20 protein-coding genes and 1 tRNA gene are annotated in these 24,102 nt (G+C 66.9%); 18 read left to right on the top strand and 3 right to left on the bottom strand.

Going from position 1 to position 24,102, the window contains the following annotated elements; translation table 11 throughout:
• Nucleotides 1-991: 991 nt before the first annotated feature.
• Nucleotides 992-1,063, top strand: a tRNA-Val gene (locus NBRGI_RS36385).
• A 458-nt stretch (nucleotides 1,064-1,521) separates the two neighbouring features.
• Nucleotides 1,522-4,074 carry a helix-turn-helix transcriptional regulator gene (locus NBRGI_RS36380; protein ID WP_029901702.1) on the top strand — a complete coding sequence of 851 codons (2,553 nt, stop codon included), beginning with the start codon at nucleotides 1,522-1,524 and terminating at the stop codon, nucleotides 4,072-4,074.
• Between the two features lie 124 nt (nucleotides 4,075-4,198).
• Here the strand turns inward: NBRGI_RS36380 and NBRGI_RS36375 are convergent, their stop codons facing one another.
• Nucleotides 4,199-4,765, bottom strand: coding sequence for a hypothetical protein (locus tag NBRGI_RS36375; protein ID WP_148311095.1), 567 nt, complete (start codon nucleotides 4,763-4,765; stop codon nucleotides 4,199-4,201).
• Nucleotides 4,766-4,821: 56 nt separating this feature from the next.
• Between NBRGI_RS36375 and NBRGI_RS36370 the strand changes: the two genes are divergently transcribed.
• The 8 genes from NBRGI_RS36370 to NBRGI_RS36330 all read left to right on the top strand — a co-directional run bounded on the left by NBRGI_RS36370 (nucleotide 4,822) and on the right by NBRGI_RS36330 (nucleotide 12,315).
• Nucleotides 4,822-5,079: a hypothetical protein gene (locus NBRGI_RS36370; protein ID WP_148311094.1), complete on the top strand. Its 258-nt coding sequence runs from the start codon at nucleotides 4,822-4,824 to the stop codon at nucleotides 5,077-5,079.
• A gap of 126 nt (nucleotides 5,080-5,205) precedes the next feature.
• Nucleotides 5,206-5,760, top strand: coding sequence for a GNAT family N-acetyltransferase (locus tag NBRGI_RS36365; protein WP_029901699.1), 555 nt, complete (start codon nucleotides 5,206-5,208; stop codon nucleotides 5,758-5,760).
• 41 nt (nucleotides 5,761-5,801) lie between these two features.
• Nucleotides 5,802-7,265, top strand: a complete 1,464-nt coding sequence (locus NBRGI_RS36360) for an aldehyde dehydrogenase family protein (protein ID WP_029901698.1) — start codon at nucleotides 5,802-5,804, stop codon at nucleotides 7,263-7,265.
• A 105-nt stretch (nucleotides 7,266-7,370) separates the two neighbouring features.
• Complete coding sequence (locus tag NBRGI_RS36355; RefSeq protein ID WP_029901697.1) at nucleotides 7,371-8,000, top strand: hypothetical protein; 630 nt, start codon at nucleotides 7,371-7,373, stop codon at nucleotides 7,998-8,000.
• A 35-nt stretch (nucleotides 8,001-8,035) separates the two neighbouring features.
• A complete protein-coding gene (locus tag NBRGI_RS44595; protein ID WP_036562160.1) occupies nucleotides 8,036-9,208 on the top strand; it encodes a glycoside hydrolase domain-containing protein in 1,173 nt (390 codons plus the stop codon).
• A gap of 20 nt (nucleotides 9,209-9,228) precedes the next feature.
• Nucleotides 9,229-10,539: an ABC transporter substrate-binding protein gene (locus NBRGI_RS36340; protein WP_029901696.1), complete on the top strand. Its 1,311-nt coding sequence runs from the start codon at nucleotides 9,229-9,231 to the stop codon at nucleotides 10,537-10,539.
• Nucleotides 10,536-11,459 (top strand): carbohydrate ABC transporter permease, encoded by a 924-nt coding sequence (locus NBRGI_RS36335; protein WP_029901695.1) that lies wholly within the window; start codon nucleotides 10,536-10,538, stop codon nucleotides 11,457-11,459. The genes NBRGI_RS36340 and NBRGI_RS36335 overlap by 4 nt, the downstream gene beginning before the upstream one ends.
• Before the next feature lie 31 nt (nucleotides 11,460-11,490).
• On the top strand, nucleotides 11,491-12,315 hold the full coding sequence (locus NBRGI_RS36330; RefSeq protein WP_370627909.1) for a carbohydrate ABC transporter permease: 825 nt from the start codon (nucleotides 11,491-11,493) through the stop codon (nucleotides 12,313-12,315).
• 20 nt (nucleotides 12,316-12,335) lie between these two features.
• Here the strand turns inward: NBRGI_RS36330 and NBRGI_RS36325 are convergent, their stop codons facing one another.
• Both NBRGI_RS36325 and NBRGI_RS36320 read right to left on the bottom strand, forming a co-directional pair.
• Entirely contained in the window at nucleotides 12,336-13,436 is a 1,101-nt protein-coding gene (locus NBRGI_RS36325; RefSeq protein ID WP_029901693.1) for a DUF4185 domain-containing protein, read from the bottom strand.
• Between the two features lie 99 nt (nucleotides 13,437-13,535).
• Nucleotides 13,536-14,018 carry a DUF2867 domain-containing protein gene (locus tag NBRGI_RS36320; RefSeq protein ID WP_051728295.1) on the bottom strand — a complete coding sequence of 161 codons (483 nt, stop codon included), beginning with the start codon at nucleotides 14,016-14,018 and terminating at the stop codon, nucleotides 13,536-13,538.
• 653 nt (nucleotides 14,019-14,671) lie between these two features.
• Here NBRGI_RS36320 and NBRGI_RS36315 point away from each other — a divergent pair.
• The 8 genes from NBRGI_RS36315 (at nucleotide 14,672) to NBRGI_RS36275 (ending at nucleotide 24,077) form a co-directional block, all read left to right on the top strand.
• On the top strand, nucleotides 14,672-15,673 hold the full coding sequence (locus tag NBRGI_RS36315) for a ParB/RepB/Spo0J family partition protein (RefSeq protein ID WP_051728307.1): 1,002 nt from the start codon (nucleotides 14,672-14,674) through the stop codon (nucleotides 15,671-15,673).
• A 158-nt stretch (nucleotides 15,674-15,831) separates the two neighbouring features.
• On the top strand, nucleotides 15,832-16,104 hold the full coding sequence (locus tag NBRGI_RS36310; protein WP_014986625.1) for an acyl carrier protein: 273 nt from the start codon (nucleotides 15,832-15,834) through the stop codon (nucleotides 16,102-16,104).
• Entirely contained in the window at nucleotides 16,101-18,764 is a 2,664-nt protein-coding gene (locus tag NBRGI_RS48835; protein WP_200882272.1) for an AMP-binding protein, read from the top strand. Before NBRGI_RS36310 ends, NBRGI_RS48835 begins: the two co-directional genes overlap by 4 nt.
• Nucleotides 18,761-19,804, top strand: a complete 1,044-nt coding sequence (locus tag NBRGI_RS36295; RefSeq protein WP_029901689.1) for an SDR family oxidoreductase — start codon at nucleotides 18,761-18,763, stop codon at nucleotides 19,802-19,804. The genes NBRGI_RS48835 and NBRGI_RS36295 overlap by 4 nt, the downstream gene beginning before the upstream one ends.
• Before the next feature lie 6 nt (nucleotides 19,805-19,810).
• Entirely contained in the window at nucleotides 19,811-20,746 is a 936-nt protein-coding gene (locus NBRGI_RS36290; RefSeq protein ID WP_029901688.1) for an SDR family NAD(P)-dependent oxidoreductase, read from the top strand.
• 1 nt (nucleotide 20,747) lies between these two features.
• On the top strand, nucleotides 20,748-21,620 hold the full coding sequence (locus tag NBRGI_RS36285) for an SAM-dependent methyltransferase (protein WP_029901687.1): 873 nt from the start codon (nucleotides 20,748-20,750) through the stop codon (nucleotides 21,618-21,620).
• A gap of 20 nt (nucleotides 21,621-21,640) precedes the next feature.
• A complete protein-coding gene (locus NBRGI_RS36280) occupies nucleotides 21,641-22,639 on the top strand; it encodes a 3-oxoacyl-ACP synthase III family protein (protein ID WP_029901686.1) in 999 nt (332 codons plus the stop codon).
• A 55-nt stretch (nucleotides 22,640-22,694) separates the two neighbouring features.
• A complete protein-coding gene (locus tag NBRGI_RS36275; protein ID WP_051728293.1) occupies nucleotides 22,695-24,077 on the top strand; it encodes an NAD(P)/FAD-dependent oxidoreductase in 1,383 nt (460 codons plus the stop codon).
• Nucleotides 24,078-24,102: the final 25 nt, after the last annotated feature.

Here is a 24,102-nt window from a genome sequence, read left to right as displayed (position 1 = left end):
GAAGGTTGCCACTGTGGCGGAGGTGGCCGGTGTGGTTGAGGAGGGGCCAGTGGTCCGCGAGGTGTTTGCACCCTTCCGTGAACCCGTAGCTCGCTCTCGCCCGAAAGTTCCGGGGACGTACGGCGATCGGATCCTGTCCCGGCGATCCGGTCCGGCCCTTCTCTGCCGCTCCTGCCTCCCAGCCCAGGCTCCGGCCCTGTGTCCCGGCCCCGGCCTCCCAGCCCAGGCTCCGGTCCTGTGTCCCGGCCCCCGGCCCCCGGCCCCCCGGGCACTCCGGCCCCCGGGCACTCCGGCCCCGGCCCCGGCCCCGGCCCCCGGCCCCGGCCTCCCGGCGTTGCCCGGCGGCCCAGCTTCTGCGACCTTCCGAGGCGATGCGACCTGGCCTGCCCTCCCAGCCCGGCCAGACCAGTCCCGCGATGAGGAGGCGTGTGCGACCTGCCGCACACGGGAGTTGGCCTCGCCGTGCCTTTGTGCGGTGGGGGTACGGAAATCTGGGGACCTACAGCCCGCCGTGCCGCCATGATCCGGCCCGGCTTGTGCGGCCTGGCCTGCGGTGCTGCCCGACCTCCGCGTCCCAACCCCGCAATCCGGCCCGTGACTGGGCACGGCCCTGCCGTGCGAGATGTGGCCCGACCCCACGCTGTACGCCCAGTCCTGCGACCCAACCCAATGATCCGGTCCGGCCCGACGATGCGGCTCAGCCCTGTGGTCCTTACCTAGCCGCGGTAGGCGCAGCTTGGGGATGTGGCTGAGCCTGCGATCCGGCTGGCCTCGCCGATTCGATCCGGCGGCCGGTCGTGCCGAGGCGCGTCTCCAGGGCGCATGCGAAACCCGTACTGCCCGAACGCTGCCCATCCGCAGTGCAGCTGCCGAGCCGATCCGCCCACCCTCTTATCCCCTCATCAGGGTGGCGATTTGGTGAACCGCCGGTGCCCCGTGCTAATGTTCCATCTCGTTCGAAGCGCACTCCAGCGCACCGAACACACCTCCCGGTCCCATAGCTCAGCGGGAGAGCGCTCGCCTCACACGCGAGAGGTCGCTGGTTCGAAACCAGCTGGGACCACAGCAAAACGCCAGGTCATCGCAGCAATAACGATGGCCTGGCTTTTTTGTGCCGTGTCCCGGGTACGGCAATCGGGAAGCGCTCAAGATAGCGCGATACCCCGGCCGCACCACGGCTCGAGCCGTAGGGGCATCCCGCGACTGAGCTGGTCACCGGGCAACGGGTTGCCCCCTGCTCCAGGGACCACTGGGCAGGTCCGTCTTCGGTGCACGTAACCGGCCAGGGTCGTACAGAGTAGATCGCCGCCGGTTCACCCCCGAAGGTGCGACGGGTGAATCCTCCGATAGGAGGACGAACGGGGCGGAGGGCGAGTTCTACGCTGATCCAGCTGATGCACCGTTTCGCCGAAAGTGCGTTTGCCAACTCGGAATATGTTGACGGGCAACGGTTCTGGTGCCCCCGAAAATAGTTGCATCGCGCCCGGAAGTGTCGGTCGCCGTGTGATGTGAGGTGCGCGCATGTCTGCTCGGCTGAATTTCGCCGCACTGGAAACGGACGACTTCGTGGGTCGTGACCGCGAGCTCGCGTTGATCGCGACGCTGTTACTCGGCCCGCTCCGGTTGATCACGCTGGTGGGTAGCGGCGGGATCGGCAAGACGAGCATTGCGGGGCAGGCGGTGCTGCGTTTTCAGCGGGCTCGCCGTGTGCGGATGCACTGGGTGGGTTTGGCGCGGTTGCCGAAGGATGCCGATCGCACGGCGGTGGTGCACGAACTCGCGGCAGCGATTGTCGCGACGGACTTCTCCGGCCGCCCGGCGTGGGACGCGGTGCTCGACGCCCTGGACCGGACCGATGGTGCCGGGCGCCGCACACCCGCTCTGCTCGTGGTCGACAATTGTGAGCATGTGACGGCGGCGGTCGTGCCGATTCTGCGTGAACTGCTCGCGCGGAACCCCGCGCTGACTGTTCTGGCGACCAGCCGGACCGCTCTCGGCCTGGTCAGTGAACGCGTGGTGGTGATTGCCTCGTTGACGCCGGACCAAGCAATGGCGTTGTTCACCCGCCGCGCGGAGATCGCCGGTGTCTCGATCGGCGGGCCGATCGAGAACGTCGCGGCAGAAATTTGCCGGCGGCTGCACTATCACCCGCTTGCGATCATCCTCGCGGCGGCCAGGCTGCGTTATCAACCGCTGTTGTCGGTACAGCGGGAGCTGACCGGCTCGGTGACCGACCAGCGGCTGAAATGGCCCGGCGATCGGCGCGCAGGCGTCGAAGAACGGCATCGCCGCATCAGTGCTGTCATCGACTGGTCTTTTCAGCTGTGCGGTGCGAAAGAGCGGCTGCTGTTCGAGCGGATGGCAGTATTCGCACCGGGTTTCGAGGCACGTGACGGCGGCGACTTCCGGGTGGGCGGCGGCGCGGATCTGGACGCGATCCGAGCGATCTGCGCGGATCCCGCCGAAAACCCGTGTGGTGATCCGGCGAACACCCGCATCGAGCCCGGTGAGGTCCTCGCGATACTCGAACAACTCGTCGATCGTTCGCTGGTCACCCTCCATATGACCGCAGCAGAGTCGCACTATTCGCTGGTAGAAAGCCTGCGGGTATACGGCATGCAGATTCTCGCCGAGCGTGGACGCGACGAGTTCGCTCAGCTGATCGCTCGCCACCGGAACTACTATCGACGCAAGCTCGTCGGCTCGCGCGACGAGTGGTACGGACCCGGGGAGATCGAACTGCTCGAATGGGCGTCCCGCTCGTGGGACAACCTGGCCTCGGCGATCGAGAACAGTCTCGCGACACCGGAAAGCGCGTTGGAAGGACTGGAGATCGCGGTAACCCTGTTGGCGATGCGGGTTCCGTATTTCACCGGGTCGCTGCGTCAGGTTCAGCGCTGGATCGAGCAGACATTGGCGGTGACCCGCGATTCCGCACCGGAAGCCGCCATGCTCCGGTCTGGTTCGCGTGCCTTCGCCGGTTTCATTTCCGTCCTGCAGGGCGATGTCGCCGGGATACACGATGTCATCGATCATTGCCTGGCCGAGAGTGGTTTCGATCAGGGTTTGGCATCTGCGCTGCGGGATGATCCTTCGCTCGAGCATGCGGCACCGGCCGCGGTGGATCTGTTGCGGGCGCTGGAACTCTTTCTGGTGCAAAACGATTCGCGGTCGATCGAAGTCTTCGAATACGCGCGAGCGAAATTCGGGCGCGAGGGTGACACCGGGTGTGCCGAAATGAGCGGCATGAGTCTGGTCGGTGCCACCGCGTTCTACGACGCCTCCGCCGCGGGCCTGCACCTGATCGAGGCCCATTTGGCGGAGGCGATCGCGGCGGGAGCGCGATGGCCGATCGCGTGGGCGAAGCTCAACCTGGCGATCGCGCACTACCGGCGGGGTCGCCCTGAGGTGACGATCGATCTGGTCGAGCAGGTCTTGCGAGCGCCGGGCATGGACCGCGACCCGTGGTGTGCGCTGTGGGCCATCAGTATTCAAGCATGGGCGCTCGGGGCAACGCTCGAAGACGAGCACGGCCGGGTGCGTGAACGGGCGAGGGAGATCGGTCGGCTGCTCGGAGCGAGCGAGAAGTATCGGCAGACCGTGATCGCCGGTGACCGGCCCTACGAGCCGTTTCGGGTCGAGTCGGTGACCGCTGCCGATCGGGCGCGAAATGTGCTGGGGGACGGGGCTTTCCGCGCCGCCGAAGCGCAGGGGCGAGCGCTGCCGATGGACAGCCCCGGTCAGGTCGCCCGGTTGATCCTGCACCGAGAGGACGGGACGGCACTCGACGCCGCAGAGAGCGGTGACGACCGGTGGGCGAACCTGTCCGCCGCCGAATCCGAGGTAGCCGCGCTCGCCGCGGCAGGCTGGTCGAACAGCATGATTGCCGTCAAGCGCGGGCGATCGCGCAAAACCATCGATGCGCAACTCGCCGCGATACTGCGCAAATTGCGGATCAACGCACGAACCGACATCGCCGCGCATGCCCCGCCGGTGATCCGTGCGGAGATCGGTCGTGCCAAGGAACAGAAGCCGCGACAGTACTCCCGAACCGTGCGACGGCGCGAAACATGAACAGCGTGGCCAGATTACGCGCGCGGCAGGGTGCTGGCGGCAAGCCCACGGGCGGCGGCGCCCGCCGCTGCCGCCCGCGGAGTCGTGCCCGTGCCGCCCAGCGCGGGCACGGGCTCGGACTCGGTCAGCGCTGCGCCGAACCTGTCGGCCCGGCCGCGGAGGTGACCTGCACATCGCGGTCGAGCGCGGTCGTCCCGAACCCGCCGTTGACGGATACCGTGATCCGCACGCGATGCGTACCGGGCTGTACCTTCTCGATGACGTATCGAGGACCGACAACGCTTTCGCCCACCGACCCGAGCACGAAGTCTTGGATCTGATTGTCGACCTCCACCAACCCGACCCAGTACTTCTCGTCGGAATTCACGGAGACGGTGATCTGCTCTCTACCGCCCACCGCATCCGCCGTGGTCTCGGCCGCGGCAATGCCGGTGCCGGCGACCATCACCACGGCGGCGACGGGGGCCAGTGTTGCTGACCACGTGAGAATTCGCATAAATCCCGGTTCCCTTCTTCGGATTCTTTGACGATCGAATCGGCGACTTTTCGCCGGCAAGTTATTCGCAGTGGAACCGTATATCGCCGGCGGCTCGGTGGGCATCGGGTGATCATCTCGATTTTGTAGGTACACCGGCCACAACGGCTTTGCTGCCAACGAAATCGGTGGCTGCCGTCGATCGATGACAGGCATTTACCGTCCCTGGCACGCGAAGCAGATGGCACGCGTCTCGAATGAAGGAGTGACAAATGGGCAGAATGGTTACGAAGGCTCTTGCGACTGCGGTTGTCGCCGCGGCGGCCCTGTTCGGATCCGGCTACGCCAACGCCGCCCCGGGGCTGCCACTGGAGCAGTCGCAAGCGTCGACGCAACCCGCCAAGCCGATCGACACCGTGCAGTCGGGGTCGGCCGCCACCGCCTTCGCACTGTTGCTGTCGCGCCTGTCCAGCCTGTCGGGCAAGCCGTGCCCGTGGCCGGCCTGTGCGGCCGCGGCGACAGTCGAATAGCCCGGCGGCCGCTACCCGAAACCCGTCTGTGCCAAGGCGAATGGCAGGTCACCAAAAGCGCTGCGGTGACCTGCCATTGGTGTCCGAACAGTCCGGCCGTGAACCCGGTTTCCCTATGCTGGGGGCGTGGCCACCTATGCGGACTTCCCGGAAAACCTTGCGACCGAACGGCTCCGGCTGCGGCCCTGGCTTCCTTCGGACGCGGCGGACTATCGCGCGCTGTGGGCCGAGCGAGATCCGCGGTCCCGGCATCGGATCGGTGCGGACGGACGGCCGACGGTGGAGGACATGCGTGTCTGGCTGGCGGCCAACCCGCTCGGTCCCGACCCGGGGCTGGGGTTGCGTCCGATCGAGCGGCGCGACACCGGTGAGTTCATCGGCTATTGCGGGCTGATCGTCGGGCAGGGTTGCTTCGACGAACCGGAGATCGCGTACGAACTCGCGCAGCGCGCGCACGGTCACGGATTCGCCACCGAGGCGGCCCGGGTCGTGGTCGAGGCGGCCGCGCGTACCGGCCGGCGGCGATTGTGGGCGACCGTGCGCGAATGGAACACCGCCTCGTTCCGGGTGCTGGCGAAGCTCGACTTCTACGACAGCGGGCGGGTCACCCCGGATCCTGTTCGCGGCGAATCCATTTGGATGACGCGCGTACTCGCTGAGCCGTCTCCCGCTGCGCCATAATCGTATACGATTACGCCAGCGAGTATCCGGGAGGAACGACGATGGCACCGGCACATTTCACCCCCGCCCTCAATCTCATCGACGGAACCTGGCGCGATGCCGACGAACACCGGCCCAGCTACGATCCGGCCACCGGAGATGTCATCGGGGAGTACGCCTTCGCCACCCGCGCTGACACCGAGGAGGCGATACAGGCCGCACGATCGGCGTTCCGCACGACCGAGTGGGCCACCGATCGCCGGCTGCGCGCCAGGGTGCTCGGTGCGATGGCCGATGCGGTCGAGGCGAACCGGGCGGCGCTGATCGACCTGCTGTCGCTCGACAACGGAAAGATCAAGCGGGAAGCCACTTTCGAGATCGACATGGTGGCGCCCAAACTGCGCTGGTGGGCGGCCATGGCGCTGGCGGATGCGGCCGGGCGCGCGTCGGACATGGGGCAGGGGCGGACCTCGATCGTGCTGCGGGAGCCGGTCGGCGTGGCCGGAGTCATCGTGCCGTTCAACGCGCCGGTGATCCTGGCGGTGCGTTCACTGGCACCGGCCTTGGCTGCGGGGACCACGGCGGTGGTCAAGTACCCGGAGGAGACCGCCCAGATCTGCGCGCTGTTCACCCGAATCATCGCTGAGGTCGACGACTTGCCCGATGGCGTGCTGAACACCGTCGTCACCGACGGCAGCGGTGGTTCGGTGCTGGTCGAGTCGCCGCATGTGCCGGTGATCAGTTTCACGGGCAGTACCTCCACGGGCCGCGCGATCGCCGCCGCCGGAGCCGACCGGCTCAAGCGGTTCGGTCTCGAGCTGGGCGGCAAGTCCGCGATGATCGTGTTCGACAGCGCCGACCTCGACGCCGCGGTCCCGGTCCTGACCGACGCCGTCACGGTTTTCGCGGGCCAGTTCTGCATGGCCGGATCCCGTCTGCTGGTGCACGAGTCGCTGGCCGAGGATCTCGGCAAGCGGTTGCGCACGTCGTTCGAGGCGGTTCGGCCGGGTCCGGCGAGCGATCCCGCAAGCGATATGGGGCCGCTGATTTCGCAGCAGAACGTCGAGCGGGTCGACGCCGTTGTGCGCGAAGCCATTTCGATGGGAGCCGAGGTCATCGTCCGCGGCGGTCCGTCGTCCGATCCGCGGCTGCGGGGCGGGGCCTTCTACGATCCGACGGTGCTGGCGGTCCGGGACAACTCGCTGCCCATCGTGCAACAGGAAACCTTCGGCCCGGTGCTGACGGTGCAGACCTTCCGCACCGAGGACGAGGCGATCGCCCTGGCCAACTCGACCGAATACGGTTTGGCCGCCAGCATCTGGACCCGCGATGTCGACCAGCCCCTGCGCGTGGCCCGCCGCATCGAGGCGGGCACGGTCTGGATCAACGACTGGGCCGTGGTGCACGACGAATTCGAAGAGGGCGGCTACAAGCAGAGCGGCCTCGGCAGACTCAACGGCCTTGCGGCACTGGAGGATTTCGTCGAATACAAACACATCGCCTTCGCCCCGGCCGATCGGCACTGAATCGGCGGCAACGGCCCTGCGCGGGGGTGCGGGCGCGTTATTGTGGGATAAGTGCCGGCGCAGCCCACCGGGTTGCCGGGCAATCCACCCGAGAGGGGAGGAACCGTGGCGCAGCAGGGGGAGTTCGGGTTCGTGCCGTTGTGGCCTTTTCGGAGTGAGGCCGAGGCGGTGGAGTGGCAGGCGGCGTATCGGACGGACGGGGCCGATGCGTGGCATCTCGACGCGGAACTGACGGCGCTCACGTTCACGCGGGAGTATCTCGGCCTGCGGACGGTGGACCAGGTGGTGGTCGGAGTCGGCCGCAGCGATACCGGCGGGGACGAACGTTTCGTCGGTGTCGGGTTCGTCGCGCCCAACGGTGCCCAGATCACGGCGGCGGTATTGCATCTGGCGCGCATCGGATCCGGTGCCGACGCACCGTGGGAGGTGGTCGGGTCCGACGGCGGCACGCTGTCGGTGGACGAACCTGGATACGGGGCGACGGTGACCTCACCGCTGGCGGTGAGCGGCCGGATCACGGGGGTGGACGAGAGCCTGACGGTGCAGATCCGGGTGCACGGCAGCGCCGAACCGGTGGGCGCGGTCTCCGGTATCGCCGCGGGCGGGACCGATGAGCCGTGGTCGGCGACTGTGCCGTTCACCGCGGCACCGGGGAGCGTGCTGACGATCGCGGTGTCGACGGGCGGCCATATCGCCGAGGTCGAACATTTCGCCGTCACCGGCGCTCGGCACTGAAACCAATACGCCGCGACCACAGGATGGGCAGAGCCGTGACCCAGTTGATCGACTTCTCAGCCGCGCTCATCGAGCCGGCCGATATTCGGGCGGCCGGATTCGCCGGCGTGGTCGGGTATTTCTCGGAATCGCGCCCCGGTACGAACTTCGGGGCGAAACCCTTGCGCCGGGACTATTGCGATCGACTGCGCGCCGAAGGCTTGGAGATCGTCACCAACTACCAATACGGCAAGGGGCCGACGGCGGACTGGCGCGGCGGCTACGACGGCGGCGCCCGGCACGCGGAGACCGCGCTGCGCTTCCATTTCGAGGCGGGCGGTCCCGGCTATCGGCCACTGTACGCGCCGGTCGACGACAATCCCACGCTGGACGAGTGGAACAGCCTGATCGCGCCGTTCCTGCGCGGCTGGGCGTCGGTGGTCGGTCCGGAATGGACCGGCGTCTACTGCAACGCCCGATGCATCGACTGGGCATTGGAAGACGGTGTCGGGCAATGGTTCTGGCAGCACAACTGGTCCGGTGACCCGTCGATCAACGAGCATCATCCGGCCGCCCATATGCACCAGATCGAGATCGATCAGCGGGAGATCTCCGGTGTCGGCATCGACGTCAACGAGGTGCTGAAACCCGATTACGGTCAATGGTCGGCGGCGCGCACACCGGGACCGGTTTCGCCGATCAGCCGGGAGGACGACCAGACCGGCATCAGCCCCAACACCTCTTCCCGCGGCGGCGCGCCGGTGCTGTGGTTTCTGCTGCACACCCAGGAGGGCAACGGCGACGCCCAATCGCTGGCCAACTATCTGCAGAACCCGAATTCGGGTGTCTCCTATCACTACACCGACGACAACACCGGCACGGTGATCGACGTGGTGGACACGGATCTGGCCTCGTGGTCGGTGCTCAGCGGTAATTCGCGGTCGATCAATTTGTGCTTCGCGGGTTCGCGCGCGGCCTGGTCGCGCGACGAATGGTTCGCGCGGATGCAGCGCGGCATCGACTGCGCGGCCTGGCTCGCCGTGCAGGACTGCCGCAAGTACGGGTTGCCGATCCGGACGATCTCGCCCGAGGAATTGGGCGCCGACGAGCGCGGTGTGGCCGATCACAACGCGTACACGATCGGCAAGCGGGACGGCACGCACACCGATGTCGGTCCGAACTTTCCGTGGGACTACTTGAACGCCAAATTGGCGGAGTACGGCGCGTAATCTAATCGGAAGGGGGCCTGATGGTGACACGGCGAGCGTTGCTGTCCGGCGCCGCCGCGCTCGGCGCCTCCCTGGCCGCGCCCGCACTGTCCGGCTGCGGCGGCGATTCGCACGCGTTGACCTTCTTCTTCCAAGCCGCCCCGGCCGAGGCGCGGGTGCGCAGGCAGATCATCGAGGCGTTCGGGCGGCTGCACCCGGAAATCGAGATCCGCGTGCAACTTTCGGGCCCCGACCCGCAGCAGCAGATCCTCACCTACTGCGCGGGCGGTAAATGCCCGGACATCCTGATGCAGTGGGAGTCGTATTCCCGGTTCGCCGCCCTGGGCGTGCTGCAGGACTTGAACGTCATGCTGGACAAGGACCCTGCCTACGCCGCGCAATTGCGCGGCGACAGCACCCCGAATCTCTATGAGACGTTCACTTTTCAAGGCGGACAGTACGTCCTGCCCGAACAGTGGGCGGGAATCTTCCTGTACTACAACCGAAAGCTGTTCGACGAGGCCGGGCTGCCACCACCACCGGCCCGCTGGCAAGACGCCTGGACCTTCGCGGAATTCCTCGCCACCGCGCAAGCTCTGACCGAGCGGGACGCCTCGGGCAAGACCACCAGATGGGGCTTCGTCGACGCCTGGCCGGTGCCGCGCTGGTCGGCGGCGATCTTCGGGATGAACAACGGCGCAGCCTGGTTCACGCCCGCGATCGATCCCACCCGGACCAATATCGATGACGATCGCTTCATCGAGGGCTTCCAGTTCTACACCGATCTCTCGGTGCGGCACCGGGTCGCGCCGCAGGCCGCCGACTTGCAGGCGCAGTCGGCGCTGGATCTGTTCATGCAGGGCAAGGCGGCGATGGTGCTGACCGGGCACTGGCAGTACAGCGGCTTCCTCGCCGCGCCCGGGCTGGATTTCGATGTCACCGTACTGCCGGTCGGTCCGCAGGGGCAGAGCGCCAGATCCGATGTGGGCACCACCGGTTTGGCCATCGCCGCGTCCAGTTCGAAGAAGGACCTGGCCTGGGAGTTCGTGAAGTTCGCGACCGGTCCGGCGGGGCAGCGTGCCGTCGCGGAGTCGGGCCTGTTCGTGCCGGCCCTGCAATCGGCCCGGCGTTCCCCCGAATTCGTCCGGTCGCACACCAGGATCCGCAACCTCGAGGTGCTGATCGACGGGCCCGACAACTCGAATCACCTTCCGGTGAGCCCGCATTGGCCACAGGTCGACGCCGCCTTCACCCGCTTCTCCGATCGGGTGCTGCGCGGCGCCGCCCCCGCGTCCTGGTTCAAGGACGGCCCGGCCGCGGAACTCAACCGGCTGCTCCAGGGGTCGGTGTGACTGCCGTCGGCCAGCGCGGCGCCGGTCGGCGGCCGTCCGGCCTGACCCGTCGCAAAGCGGCCGCGGGCCGTACTTTCGTCGCGCCGAATCTGCTTGCGGTACTGGTATTCCTGATGTTCCCGCTCGGGCTTTCGCTGTATCTGAGCTTGCACCACTGGAATATGTTCAGCGCCCCGGAGTACGTCGGCGCGGCGAACTATCGCCGGCTGTTCGCCGAGGACCCGCTGTTCTACATCGCGCTGCGCAATACCGTCCTCTTCACCGTCGTCACCCTGATCCCCACCGTCGTGATCAGCCTGGCCGTCGCCGCCGCGCTCAACGAAAAAGTCAGGGGCATAGCTCTTTTCCGCAGCGTCATGTTCATGCCGCTGGTCGCGTCCACCGCCGCGATCACCGTCGTCTGGAAGTTCATGTTCGCCACCGAAGGCGGGCTGTTCAACGCGATGCTCGGGTGGTTCGGCGTCGATCCGGTGCAGTGGCTGGCCGACCCGAACTGGGCGCTGGTGTCGCTGTGCCTGGTCAGCATCTGGAAGAGCGTGCCGTTCGCCGCGGCCGTGCTGCTCGCGGCGATGCAGGGCGTGCCGACGGAGCTGTACGAGGCCGGGCGTATCGACGGCGCGGGCGGGTGGCAGCGGTTCCGGTCGATCACGCTGCCGCTGATCCGGCCCGCGCTGGGCTTCGTCTTCGTCATCACGATCATCAACACGGTGCAGGCCTTCGATCAGGCCTATGTGCTGACCGGCAGCGCGGGCGGCCCGGAAACCGGGACCTATCTGTTCGGCATCATGCTCTTCCAGAACGCGTTCGTCTTCAACGATCTCGGCTACGCCTGCGCGCTGGCCTGGGTCATCTTCGCGATCCTGCTCGCGCTCACCTACTTCCAGCTGCGACTCTCGCGCACCGGCGCCGAGGAGACCTGACGTGGCCGCCACCGCGAAATATCAGCGTGTCATCGTCCGGCGCACCCTGCGCGGCGTTCTGGTCTACCTCGCGCTCGTGGTGATGGCGTGGTGCGCGCTGCTGCCGATCCTGTGGGCGCTGGCGGGCTCGCTGAAGCCGCCGGGCCGGATCACGGGGACCGATCTCGTCCCGGACGATCCGCAGTGGTCGAACTACCGGCTCGTCTTCGAGTTCGTGCCGTTCGAGCGCATGTTCCTCAACACGGTCCTCTATGCGGGACTGGTCACCTGCGGACAGGTGTTCTTCTGCTCGCTGGCCGGGTACGCGTTCGCCCGCTTGCCGTTCAAGGGTCGCGATGCGATCTTCCTCGCTTACCTGGGCACCCTCATGGTGCCGTTGACGGTCACCGTGATTCCCCAGTTCATTCTCATGCGTACGTTCGGCTGGGTGGACAGCCCGCTGGCGATGATCGTGCCCGGCCTGTTCGGCAGCGCCTTCGGCACCTATCTGATGCGGCAGTTCTTCCTCACGCTGCCCGCCGAACTCGAGGAAGCCGCCATCCTCGACGGCTGTTCGCTCTGGCAGACCTACTGGCGAGTGTTGTTGCCGCACACCACTCCCGCGGTGCTGGTACTCGCGGTGCTGACCTGGGTCACGGTGTGGAACGACTTCCTTTGGCCGCTGATCATGATCCAGCGCGACAGCATCTCCACGCTCAACCTCGGCCTGGTCTGGATGCAGGGCCAGTACACCGCCAACTGGCCGGTGTTCATGGCCGCGTCGATGATGATGCTGGCGCCCATGCTCGTCGTCTACGCGCTCACGCAGCGCGCGTTCGTGCACGGTATCGCCACCGCGGGCCTCGCTGGCCGTTGAAACCGTTGCGGCGCAACAGATCAGGCGGCCAAGCCGGACCACTGGGTGACGGTGTAGGGTCGCTCGCCCAGTCTTCCGTTCCACGAACTGATGAGCAAGGTCAGATTGTCCGGGCTCGCACTGCCGGGATGCAGGTAGCCGCCGTAGGGGAACGGCTGGATCCGCCGGAACCAGTGCGTGGGCGGCCACATCGTGCTCCCGACCACCTGGGTTTTCGGTGCGGTCCAGATGCGGTCGGGGCGCGGGGCGGTGCGGGTGCGGATGCTGAAGTCCGTCACGTCGAAATAGCTCATGATGTACAGCTCGCCGATGCGTTTCACCGAGAACTCGGCGATGCCGTTCTCCCATCCGAACAGTGACGAGGGCGCGGCCTGCGCGGCGGGCACCCACTGCCACGTCTCGTCCGAATAGACCCAGTGCTCGCGGGTGTCGAGATCGCCGTTGAAGAAGTCGGCGGGCCGGTAACGGAACAGCTGGATACGGCCCCGGTCGCCGGTGTAGAAGTGGCTGCCGTTCCAAGCCTTGCTGAAGACGTACAGCCACCCGTCCGGGTCGACGCCGGCGAACGACCACATCATGTCCAGGCTGCCGGGATTACCCTGTCCGTCGCCGGGCCAATGGCGTTCGAAATCCTGCCAGGTCGCGCCGTTGTCGTCGGAATAAGCGATGCCGGACATGAGCGAGCCGTCCACGGCGCTGCCCGGCCCGACCCACCGGTGCACCGAGGTGTACTGGATGAAGATCCGGTTCCGCCCGTCGACGGTGAGTGTGATCGCGTCGTTCGGAATCCGGCTGACCTCGAAGCCGAAACCGTTGTCCGCGTTGTGCTGGTAGTCGAACAGTTGCGCGCACGTCGGCATCGGCTCGGCAGCGGTGAACGTGATCGGCGTGTGCCCGCTCGCGTCGAAAGTGGCCTGGTACAACACGACTGGGCTGCCGATGAATTCACCGGTCGCCTCCTGCCCGCGGAAGGAATCGCCGAAGACGTACCCCCAGGTGCCGTCGTATCGTAGATAGGGGATACCCAGATCGCTCGACCCGAGTCCGAATCGGCTGGCCGAGTCGCCGGCGTTATCGCACAGGTAGGTCCCTTGCTGCGGTGTCGTGCGGCTCTTCGGCATGATCCCACCCTCCTCAGCGTCCCTACCGAACATCATGCGGCGCATACCCATCCGACACGCCGAATTGGCGGAGTCGCGCGCGTCGACCGTGCCGAAGATCTACCGGCTCACGGGTTCCGATTTGCCCGCCCGCCGCAGCAGATAGGGAATGACCAGGTTGTGGCCGGGCTGCATGAGCGCCCACACGAACCGCGCCACTCGGCGGTCGTACCGGACCAGCGTGGTCCAGGTTACCGCCGATCCGGTGGTCACCACGATGTTCTGCGCGGCCAGTATCCGCGACTGTGCTTCGAGCACAACATGGTTCGGCCCGCGCTGCGCGATATGCCAGCCGAGTACGTGTTCTGCCGACCGGGGTCCCAATCGCAGCCCCAGTACGACTCGCCACCCGGTTCGCAGCAGCCCGCGCATGAGCGCGGGCGCGCGCTCGAACACCAGCCGAGACCACAGCTCCGGCGTATCGCGCGACCCGGAGGCACGCAACTCGAAGGCCGACACGTGGTCGGCGGCCGCCATGTCCTCGCTGATCGGCAGCTGCGGCGGGGCCGCAACTCGCTGAACCCGCTGCGCGGTCGTCTTCATCCTCTACCCATCCCTGTGCGAGACGATTTACTACGACCTTTCGTAGTAAGTGTGCCTGCGCGCAGGGGTGTCTGTCCCGGGAACCGCCGAATCGATCGCCGCCGCTCCGCGTCTCATCGACGGCGTGGGCAACTCGATTCGCGGGTGGAAAAGGGAACGGCGCAACAATACCAATTGAATCGCGATTTCGCCATCGATTGTCGACCCGAGGTGCTGTCGACTTCGCGTTCGCCGCTACGGTGCGGTGATGCGACATCGCTATTGCGTTTCGTTGAAACATCCTGTTCCCGCTGCCATTTCGACTGCCGGAACATGCGATAGCGCGTTGCCTCGGCCGACGAAGTGTGATGCAATCTCTCGTGGCGAGAAGGGGGTGACGAGCGAGTTGACAAAGAATGATCTGGCTGCACTGTTATTCGTCTCGATATCGAGCGCATTGCCCGATCTGACGTTGTCGTAATTGTTTCCGTGTCGCGGCCGGGGGAGAGGTCATCGGTCGCAACGGTGCTGAATGCTGAACGGGGGTGTGTGCTGTCGCGATGATCGCTGAATTCGGGTCGCATTCGGCGACCGCACCCTTGTTCACGGCGCAGAGTCTCTATTCGATGCGGCGATACAGTAAAGGAAGGTTTCCCATGCATGTCGGGTTGCCCATGGTAGCGAACAATCTCGTCGAAAGCTCGGCCGGTGAACAGAAATTGTGTTCCGCGATCGTCGAGTTCCCCCTTTCGGAACTGTTGCCGCCGGAATCGTCGCCCAGAACGGCCGGCGAAAATGCGGCGCACATACGGATGCTCGCCGAATCGTCGACCGCCTTTCCGCCGATCGTCGTGCATCGGGGCACGACGCAGGTGATCGATGGCGTGCACCGGTTGCGTGCCGCCCAGTTGCGTGGCGACAGCACGATCTCGGCCGTGCTGTTCGACGGCAGTATCACCGAAGCGTTCGTACTTGCGGTGAAACTCAATGCGGCACATGGTCTGCCGCTGTCGCTGTCCGATCGCAAAGCCGCCGCGCGGCGCATCCTGATGGCGTATCCGCAATGGTCGGACCGCGCCATCGCCGCCGTCGCCGGGATCTCGCCCAAGACGGTCGGGGTGATCCGCGCCCGGTCGGCTGAGGAGATTCCTCAGCCGACCGGGCGGATCGCGCGCAACGGCGTGCTGCACCGAACCGACGTTTCGGCAGGCAGGCAACGCGCCGCGGAGTTGTTCACCGCCGATCCGAATCGATCGGCGCGTGCGGTGGCCCTGGCTGCCGGAATTTCGCTCACCACGGCCAAGGAGGTTCGCAAAGAACTGCGCGGCGGTTCGGATCCGCTGCCGGCCCGCTGGGCAGGCGCTGATCCCGCGGCCGGCCCAGCCTCGGGCGATGAGCCGGAGGCCAGGGCGGAAGCGGATTTCGGTGCGGGGTGGGCGGTCACCGCGGAGGTGCTACAGCAGTTGCGCCGGGATCCGTCGCTGCGTTTCACTGATGCCGGGCGCAAACTGCTGCGCTGTCTGGAGACCCCTTTCGACAACGGCGCCGATTGGGGCTCCGTAGTGCACAACATTCCGAGCCACTGTGCACCCAATATCGCGAAACTTGCCCGACAGCGCTCGCAGGATTGGCAACAACTCGCGCTGATGCTGGATCAACGCTCGGAAATCGGATAATCGGCTCGGCCGGTATCGAATATTGACACTCGGCGGACTGCGAAAGTAACGTCGGCTACGTGCGGAGCAGGATTTACCGCAGCTGAATCCTGATTCCTGCAAATATTTCCGTGATATCTCCACCGGTATTTGTCACGCCGGTAGAAGGGGGCTTATCGATGATTACCCTGGACCAGGTCGAGGCCAAGATCAGGCATAAGCTCAAGGGCAACTATCCGGCCGATCTAGTACTCTCCGGCGACACGGCATTGGAGGATATCGGGCTGTCGAGTCTGCAGACCGCCGAGATCGTCTTCGAGCTGGAGGAGGACAACGAGATCGAATTCGACCCCGCCAAGGCGGCGGACATCCAGACGCTGGGCCATCTCGTCGCATTGGCGAACGAGATCCTCGCCGAGAAATATCCGTCCGGCGAGGAAATTCCGCGATGAACGGCCGCGAGCACTACATATATATCCTCGCGGCGTCCATCCTGCCTTTCCTCGGCGTCATCGCGGCCATGGTGCTGCTGTGGAACTCCCTGGTCGGCCCTGCGGACCTCGCTGTTTTCGTCATCATGAGCGTGATCGGCGGACTGGGGGTCTCCATCGGCTATCACCGATTGCTCGCACACCGGTCGTTCAAGACCACCCGGCCGATCAAACTCTTCTTCGTGACCGCGGGGGCGATGGCTGGTCAGGGGCCGCCGCTCATCTGGGTCGCACACCACCGCCGCCACCACCGGGTGGCGGACAAACCCGGCGATCCGCACTCGCCCTACTTCGAAGACCGAGTGGACTTCCGCGGCGTCGTGAAAGGTCTCTGGCACTCGCACCTGGGCTGGCTCTTCGACAAGAATCTCTCCTCCGATCCGGTGCGTTATTGCCCGGATCTCTGCCGGGACGCCGACATCCGATTCCTGTCGATCAGATTCGTCCCGGTCGTGCTCGCCGGCCTGCTGCTGCCAGGTCTGCTCGGCCTGGCTTTCACCGGCACCCTGGCCGGTTTTCTGACCGGCATCCTGTGGGGCGGGCTGGTGCGGATGTTCATCGGAAACCACGTGACCTACGCGGTGAATTCGATCGGACACTACTTCGGCAGACGCCGCTTCGACACCGCCGACGAATCCCGCAACGTGTTCTGGCTGTCGATCCCGTCCTTCGGGGAAGTCCTGGCACAACAACCACCACGCGTTCCCCCGGTCGGCGCGGCACGGATTCCGTTGGTGGGAGCTGGATCTCAGCGCTCTCACCATCTACACGCTGGAGAAGCTGCATCTGGCCTGGGACATCATCCGCATCGACCCGGCCCGGCAGCAGCAACGGGCCGCCGGGCTGAGCCGGGTCGGCAGTGGCCGCACCGCACCGCACGAGCCCGCCCGCCCGCTGGCCGAGCGCGGGCAGGCGAGCGCCAAGGACCTGGGTCCCGTCGACGTTGCGGATGTGGAATGACTCTGTGGCAGCGTCTTTTCGAGGATTCGCGATCGTTCGAATCCAGCGCCGCCTTCTGGGTCGACGGCGGATATGTCGCGACCAGTTGGGCGGAACTGGTTGCCGGGGCGCAGGATACGACCCGCGCCCTGCGCAGGCATGGGGTAGGGCCGGGAACCCGGGTCGCGATCGTGCTCACGAACGGCCCGGACGCGGCCCGCGCGATGGTGGCGAGCTGGATGTGCGGCGCGGTGGTGGCTTCGCTTCCCGTGCGGGTGGCGGGCACCGACGCCGCCGGTTACGCGGATCAATTGCGCGTCATTCTCGATCAATTGGAACCCGTTGTGCTGCTGGCGGATGCGGCCCTGCTGGCGAGTTTGCCGGACGCGCGGGACGACGGGGTGCCCGGTGTCGCGTTCGAATCTCTCGACCGCGGACGTGACAGTGTCGAGCCGGCGCCGCCTGATGCCGAGGAGGTGGCGTTCATCCAGTACTCCTCGGGCAGCACGGGGTCGCCCAAGGGGTGCATGCTGACACCGCGGGCGATCGCGGCACAGCTGGACATGCTGGCGAACCTGACCGAGGCCGAGCCGGGTGAAGTCGGGGTCTGCTGGCTGCCGTGGTCGCACGATATGGGCTTGTTCGGCGGCTTGCTCAGCGGTTGGTGGAACGACGTCACCACGTATTACTCGACGCCGCAGCGGTTCCTGATGTCGCCGAAGACCTGGTTCGAGGACATCGCGCGCTACGGCGCGCACTACACGGCGGGCAGCCCGACCGCGTTGCAGGTGGCGGCCCGGGTGACCAGGCTGCGCGCGAAACACCTGCCCGGTTCGCTGGCCCAGCTGAAGGCGGCCATCATCGGGGCGGAGCGGGTCTATTGGGAGGTGCTCGAGAACGCGGTCGCCGACCTCGGCCGATTCGGCTTGCGCCGACAGGCGCTGATGCCCGCGTACGGTCTCGCCGAGGGCACCCTCGCGGTGACCGCGACGCCGCTGACCGAGGAGCCGCGCTTCCTCGCCATGGACGCGACGGCGCTCGCGGCGGGCCGGCTGCGCCGGGTCGATCCGGCCGATCCCGGTGCGACGAAGGTGGTCAGCGCGGGCCCGGTCTGTCGGGGCACGGAACTGGTCGAACCCACCCCGGATCAGGAGCGGCTCGCGCCGATCCGATTCCGTTCGGTGTCGTTGGCCAGCGGCTACTACGGCGATCCGGCGCGCACGGGTCAGCACTTCGACGACGGGGTGCTCGATCCCGGCGACCTCGGCTTCGTCGTGGACGGTCACCTGTACCCGGTCGGGCGTAGCGACGACATGATCTCGGTGGGTGGCCGCAACGTGTATCTGCGCGAGGTCGAGAAGGCCATCGAGGTGTCCGGCGGTCTGCGGTGGGGTTGTTCGACGCTGGTCGACTCCGATCGAACCGGCCGCCCCTGGCTGACGCTGCTGGTCGAGTCGGGCGGTGCCCGCACCGATTACGGCGAGGTGGCCCGCCGGGCCGCGGCCGCCGCGATGGCAACGGGTGCACTGGAACTCGACGAATGCGTGTTCCTGCGCCGCAACGCGTTGCCGCGGACCCCCAGCGGCAAGATCCAGCGGCATCGCTGCCGAGAGCGCCTCGCGGCGGGCGAATTCGCGCGGGTGGCAGCCGTGCAACTCGCGGAACAGACGGAGTCGGCGTGAACGAAACCACCCCATCCACAAAGCGACGCATCCTGGTCACCGGTCCGTCCGGTGTGATCGGCCGGGCGCTGGTCGAAGCGTTGTCGCAGCACCACGTCACCGGCTTGGTGCACGTCGACACCGAGCTGCCGGACGTCACCGAGGTCATCCACGGCGACCTGGCGAAGCCGCAGTTCGGCTTGACCACGTCGCGGTGGCACGAACTGGCCGAGCGGGTCGATGTCGTGGTGCACTCGGGCGCGCTGACGACGTGGGGCAAGAGCCGCAGCCGCTACCAGGAGATCAATATCGACGGCACCGCACGGGTGCTGGATTTCGCGCGCCGGGCCGGGGCGCCGGTGCACTATCTGAGCACCTGTTTCGTGCACGGCATCGAGCGCACCGGACTGTCGGATGTCGCGCAGGACAACGTTGTCCGGCCCTACGTCTGGTCGAAACTCGAGGCGGAGCGGCTGATCGCCGCGAGCGGTGTCCCGTACGCCGTCTATCGGCCGACCAATCTGGTCGGCGATTCCCGGACCGGGGCGAGCAGCAGGCGCCAGATCGTGCAGGTGATGTCGGAGTTCATCTGCCGCGGGAAAGCGCCGTATCTGCCCGCCCACCCGGGCAACCTGCTCGATTTCGTGCCACTCGATGTCACCGTCGACGCGGTGGTGCGGACCTTGGAGGCCGATGATCTGCGCGGGCAGATCGAATGGCTCACCTACGGCGCCGACGCTATGACGGTTGCGCAGGCCAGAGACATTCTGACCGAGCACGCCGCCTCGCTCGGCCGCCCGCTGGGCGACCTGCGCATCGTCGACCCGCGTCGGCGGCTGCCGGTTCCCCTGTCGGAACTACCGCCGTTGACGAGGTCCTTCCTGAAGGTGCTGATCGATGTCAGCGAGATGACCCATGCCGCGGGCGGGGTGCTGCCCAGCTCGAAAACCGAACTGCGCGAACGGCTCGGCGTGGAGTTTCCGTCCGACCGCGATGCCTACCGCAGCAGCCTGAAGTTCTGGGCGAACGAGACCGCCGTGGCGCGGACAGCAGAGAGGTGAGCCGCTATGACGAGGACCAGTGACTGGCACCACCCCGACCTGTCGGGCCGGATCGCGCTGGTGACCGGCGCCAGCCGCGGGGTCGGACTCGGCGTCGCGCTGGCGCTCGGCGATTGCGGGGCAACGGTTTACGTCACCGGCCGCAGCACCCGCAGCGGTGGCAGCACCGAAGGCGTGCCCGGCACGGTCGAGGACACCGCGGAGCAGGTGACGGCGCGGGGCGGGAAGGGAATCCCGGTGGCCTGCGACCACACCGACGATTCGGACAACGCCGCGCTGATCGCGCGGATCGCCGAATCCGACGGCCGCTTGGATCTTTTGGTGAACAACGCCTGGGCGGGTTACGAAAGGTTCAGCGAGGAGGCGCCTTTCCATGCGCCGTTCTGGCAGCAGCCGATGTGGCGCTACGACCTGTTCGCCGGTTCGTTGCGGGCCCAGTACGCGGTCAGCGCGCTGGCGGCGCCGTTGCTGACGCGGGCACCGGCGGGGCTCATCGTGAACATCTCGTTCACCGACGGTGCGGTCTACCTCGGTCAGGTGCCTTACGACATCAGCAAGTACGCCTCGGACCGCATGGTGGTCGGCATGGCCTATGACCTGCGCAAGACGTCCGTGGTGCCGGTCGCCCTGCATCCGGGCTTCGTGCGTACCGAACGGGTCTCGGGCGCATGGGATCTCGTCGGCGCGGGTCCTGCCGAGGTCGCGCATTCGCCGGAGTACGTCGGCCGCGCCGTGGCCGAGCTCAGCGCCGACGCCGAGCTGGCGGGTTATGCCGGTGCTCGCGTCGCCGTCGGCGATCTGGCGGCTGAATACGGATTCAGCGACGTCGACGGCCGCCGGCCGCCGCCGTTCCGGCTCGAGGGCACCATCACGCTCGCGGCCCGCATGGAACGGCTCGGCAGGATCGCGCGCACCGTGCCGACGAATCGCCGGGAGGCATGAAATGGATACGGACACAGACTATCTCGGCGCATCGCCCACCGCGATCCAGCATCACTACGACGCGGGCAACGACTTCTACCGCCTGTGGCTCGACCCGAGCATGACCTATTCGTGCGCCATGTGGGCAGCGGGGGACGACACCCTCGAACGTGCTCAGCAACGCAAGCACGACTATCTCGCCACTCGAACCCGCGCCGCCGGCGCCGGACGGGTACTCGACGTCGGGTTCGGCTGGGGCGCCATGGTGCGGCGGCTGCTCGATACCCACGGGGTCGGACACGTCACCGGTCTGACCTTGAGCGCGGCCCAGGTGGCAGCGACGTCGGCGTGGGCGGACGAACGGTGTGATCTGCGGCTGGAGAATTGGACCGACCACCGGCCCGCGCAGCCCTATGACGCCATCGTCTCCATCGGCGCGATGGAGCATTTCGCGAATCTGGGCATGAGCCGTGAGCGCAAGATCGCAGCCTATCGGCAGTTCTTCGCCAGCTGCCGCGACTGGCTGGTGCCGGGCGGCAGGCTCGGGTTGCAAACCATTGTGCGCGGCCATGATTCGGCTGCCGACTGGGCGATCCAGCGGGAGATGATCCGGGTCAATCGCTGGATCTTCCCGGAGTCGGAGGTGCCCTGGCTCGCGGAGGTGTGCGCGGCGAGCGAGGGCCTGCTGGAGGTGGTCTCGGTGCGCAACGACGCCGCCGACTACGCCCGTACCTGCCAGGTCTGGCTGGACCGGCTACTGGCCGATCGGGAACGGGCCGTCGACTTGGTCGGCCCGGCGACCGCCGAACGATACGAACGCTATCTGCGGGTATCCGTCGAGGTTTTCCGGCGCAAGCATGCCGGACTGGCCCGAATCGTCTTCGAACGCTGGTAGCTCGAGAGGGATTGCGACACATGCCTACTGGAATTGTTGATTTCGGCAGCTACCTGCCCGGCCCGCCGGTTCCCGCGACGTTCTTCTTCACCGAGGAGGAGCTGGCCGCACCGCTGGCGAACAACCCCATGTTCAAGGCGCCGGCCACCCGGCATCACGTCGGCGACGAGCGCGCCGCGGAGATGATCGCGGCCGCGGCGCGGCCGATGTTCGAGCGCCTCGGGCTCGAACCGTCCGGCAACATCGATATTCTCCTCACGAATGTGATGTTGCCGGACCACCCGATCACCGGATCCGGCGCGGAAGCGGCCGCGCTGCTCGGGTGCGCACCGCGCTGGGTCATCGATCTGCACAACGGCGGCTGTGCGTCGTTCGGCTACATGATGCGGCTCGCGGACGCGATGATCACGGGCGGCGTGGCCCGCACCGCCCTGCTGTGCAACGTGCAGAACGGTGCGGGACAGTTCTTTTCGCAGCCCGGCGTGCGTAAGAGCCCGTTCGCGGCGGTAGCGGGCGACGGCTGCGGGGTCGCCTATGTCAGCGCGGAGGGCACCGCGCCGCTGTTGGGCACCAGCGTGATCCACTCGCCCGAGTACGCCACCGACCTCGGCCTGTCGGGCGGGCGGAAGTACTGGGAGCCGGGTACCGAGGAGCTGATGGTGAGCTTCCCGCACGACAAGCTCGGCGACATCATCCAGCGCGGCAACAGCTTGGTGCCCGAAGTCGTCACCGATGTCTGCAAGCAGCTGGGCGTCTCGACCGAGGACATCGACGTGCTGGTGACCAACCAACCGAACAAACTCTTCCTGCAGACCTGGCGGCAAGCGCTCGGGGTGCCCGCGCAGCGCCACTTCGACTCCTACGACGAATTCGGGAACCTGTACACCGCCGGTGTGCCGGTGACGTTCGAACGTGCCCTGCGGGCGGGCGCGGTCGCCGACGGCGATCTCGTCGTCTTCGCCGGTTTCGCGCACGCCGGGGATATGGCGTCCGCGGTGGCTGCCCGATGGCACGGATGATCCCGAAACCGCCTGCCGCGCAGGACATGTCTTGCCCCGACCGCGAGAGGTTCCGATGACCGACATCGCACCGGCACCGGCCGCACTATCCGGCTCGGTCCCTGTGAAACGCGAAATCTATTGGCGCGAAACAGAACCGGTTGTCCCCGGTCCGCCGCTGCGGGGCGAGGTCTCCTGCGATGTGTGCATCATCGGCGGCGGGTATACCGGCTTGTGGACCGCGCACTTTCTCAAACAAGCCGATCCCGGCATCTCCATCCACATCCTCGAAGCCGACTACGCGGGCGCTGGTGCGTCGGGGCACAACGACGGCTTCGTCACGCCGACCATCGGGCACAGCCTCGGCGCACTGATCCATCGGTTCGGCGCGGAACGCTCGAAGCTGGCCTACGCCGCGGTGGGCAGATCGATGCTCGAGCTGGGCCGTTTCTGCACCCGATACGGGGTGGACGCAGAACTGGAGCCCGCGGGTTACTACCAGGTCGCGACCGACGACGACCAGATCCGCCTGCTGGAACGCGATATCGAGCTGGCCGCGCTGCTCGGCGCGAAATCCGGGCTGGAGCTGTTGGACCGCGATGCGGCGCGCGCGAAGATCGATTCCCCGGCCATCCGGGCCGCCTTCAAAGTCGGTGGGGCACTGATCAATCCGCACCGGCTCGCGCGTGGTCTGCACCGGGTCGTCACCGCGGCCGGGGTCCAGGTGCACGAGCGGACCAGGGCACTGCGGGTAGAGCCCGCGTCGGGGGGATATCAGGTGACCACCGCGCAGGGGCGGGTGACGGCGAGCCGGGTGTTGTACGCCACCAACGCCTATCAGCATCAGTTCGCCGAGTTCCGGCGCAAAGTGGTGCCGGTGTGGAGCTATGCGGCGGTGACGCAGCCGCTGACGGACGCACAGTTGCGGCAGGTGCGCTGGCCGGACCGCGAAGGGTTCGTCGAGGCCGGTAATTTCATCGTGTTCGGCAGGCTCACGGCGCAGAACCGGCTGCTGTTCGGGGGAGGCCGCGCCGACTATCACTTCCGGCGCGATATGGACGAGGCCCGCCACATCGACAGCCCGCGGGCGACCGCGGCGCTGCGTGCGGTGCTCGCACGGTATTTCCCGATGTGGCGCGACATTCCGTTCAGTCACACCTACGGCGGCTGCGTGGCGATCACCCGGGAGGTGGTACCGCACGTCGGCGCATTCGGCGACGGTCGGTTCTACGCGCACGGCTACTGCGGCAACGGCATCGCGCTCACCCACACCGCGGGCAAAGCGTTGCGCGATCTCATCCTCGACCGCGACACCTCGTACAGCAATCTGCTTTTCGTGCGCGGCAAAGAGAAGTTGTTTCCGCCGGAACCGCTGTCGTTCCTCGGCGCCAAGGCCGTGTCCGCGGTGCTCGCCGCACAGGACCGCCATCCGAAGCTCATTCGTGGCCAGTTCGTCTGAATCCGGGCACCGAGACGTCACCGAA

Origin of the sequence: Nocardia brasiliensis IFM 10847, assembly GCF_000710915.1 — a bacterium.
In the GTDB taxonomy this organism is placed as follows: Bacteria; Actinomycetota; Actinomycetes; order Mycobacteriales; family Mycobacteriaceae; genus Nocardia; species Nocardia brasiliensis_A.
Note: the sequence above shows the minus strand (reverse complement) of the source record. Positions and strands in the feature narration are given on the sequence as shown.

Coding starts and splice junctions, on each gene's coding strand:
- NBRGI_RS36380 (WP_029901702.1), top strand. CDS start 1,522: ATGTCTGCTCGGCTGAATTTCGCCGCACTGGAAACGGACGACTTCGTG.
- NBRGI_RS36375 (WP_148311095.1), bottom strand. CDS start 4,765: ATGCCTGTCATCGATCGACGGCAGCCACCGATTTCGTTGGCAGCAAAG.
- NBRGI_RS36370 (WP_148311094.1), top strand. CDS start 4,822: ATGGGCAGAATGGTTACGAAGGCTCTTGCGACTGCGGTTGTCGCCGCG.
- NBRGI_RS36360 (WP_029901698.1), top strand. CDS start 5,802: ATGGCACCGGCACATTTCACCCCCGCCCTCAATCTCATCGACGGAACC.
- NBRGI_RS36340 (WP_029901696.1), top strand. CDS start 9,229: ATGGTGACACGGCGAGCGTTGCTGTCCGGCGCCGCCGCGCTCGGCGCC.
- NBRGI_RS36325 (WP_029901693.1), bottom strand. CDS start 13,436: ATGCCGAAGAGCCGCACGACACCGCAGCAAGGGACCTACCTGTGCGAT.
- NBRGI_RS36320 (WP_051728295.1), bottom strand. CDS start 14,018: ATGAAGACGACCGCGCAGCGGGTTCAGCGAGTTGCGGCCCCGCCGCAG.
- NBRGI_RS36315 (WP_051728307.1), top strand. CDS start 14,672: ATGGTAGCGAACAATCTCGTCGAAAGCTCGGCCGGTGAACAGAAATTG.
- NBRGI_RS36310 (WP_014986625.1), top strand. CDS start 15,832: ATGATTACCCTGGACCAGGTCGAGGCCAAGATCAGGCATAAGCTCAAG.
- NBRGI_RS48835 (WP_200882272.1), top strand. CDS start 16,101: ATGAACGGCCGCGAGCACTACATATATATCCTCGCGGCGTCCATCCTG.
- NBRGI_RS36290 (WP_029901688.1), top strand. CDS start 19,811: ATGACGAGGACCAGTGACTGGCACCACCCCGACCTGTCGGGCCGGATC.
- NBRGI_RS36285 (WP_029901687.1), top strand. CDS start 20,748: ATGGATACGGACACAGACTATCTCGGCGCATCGCCCACCGCGATCCAG.
- NBRGI_RS36280 (WP_029901686.1), top strand. CDS start 21,641: ATGCCTACTGGAATTGTTGATTTCGGCAGCTACCTGCCCGGCCCGCCG.
- NBRGI_RS36275 (WP_051728293.1), top strand. CDS start 22,695: ATGACCGACATCGCACCGGCACCGGCCGCACTATCCGGCTCGGTCCCT.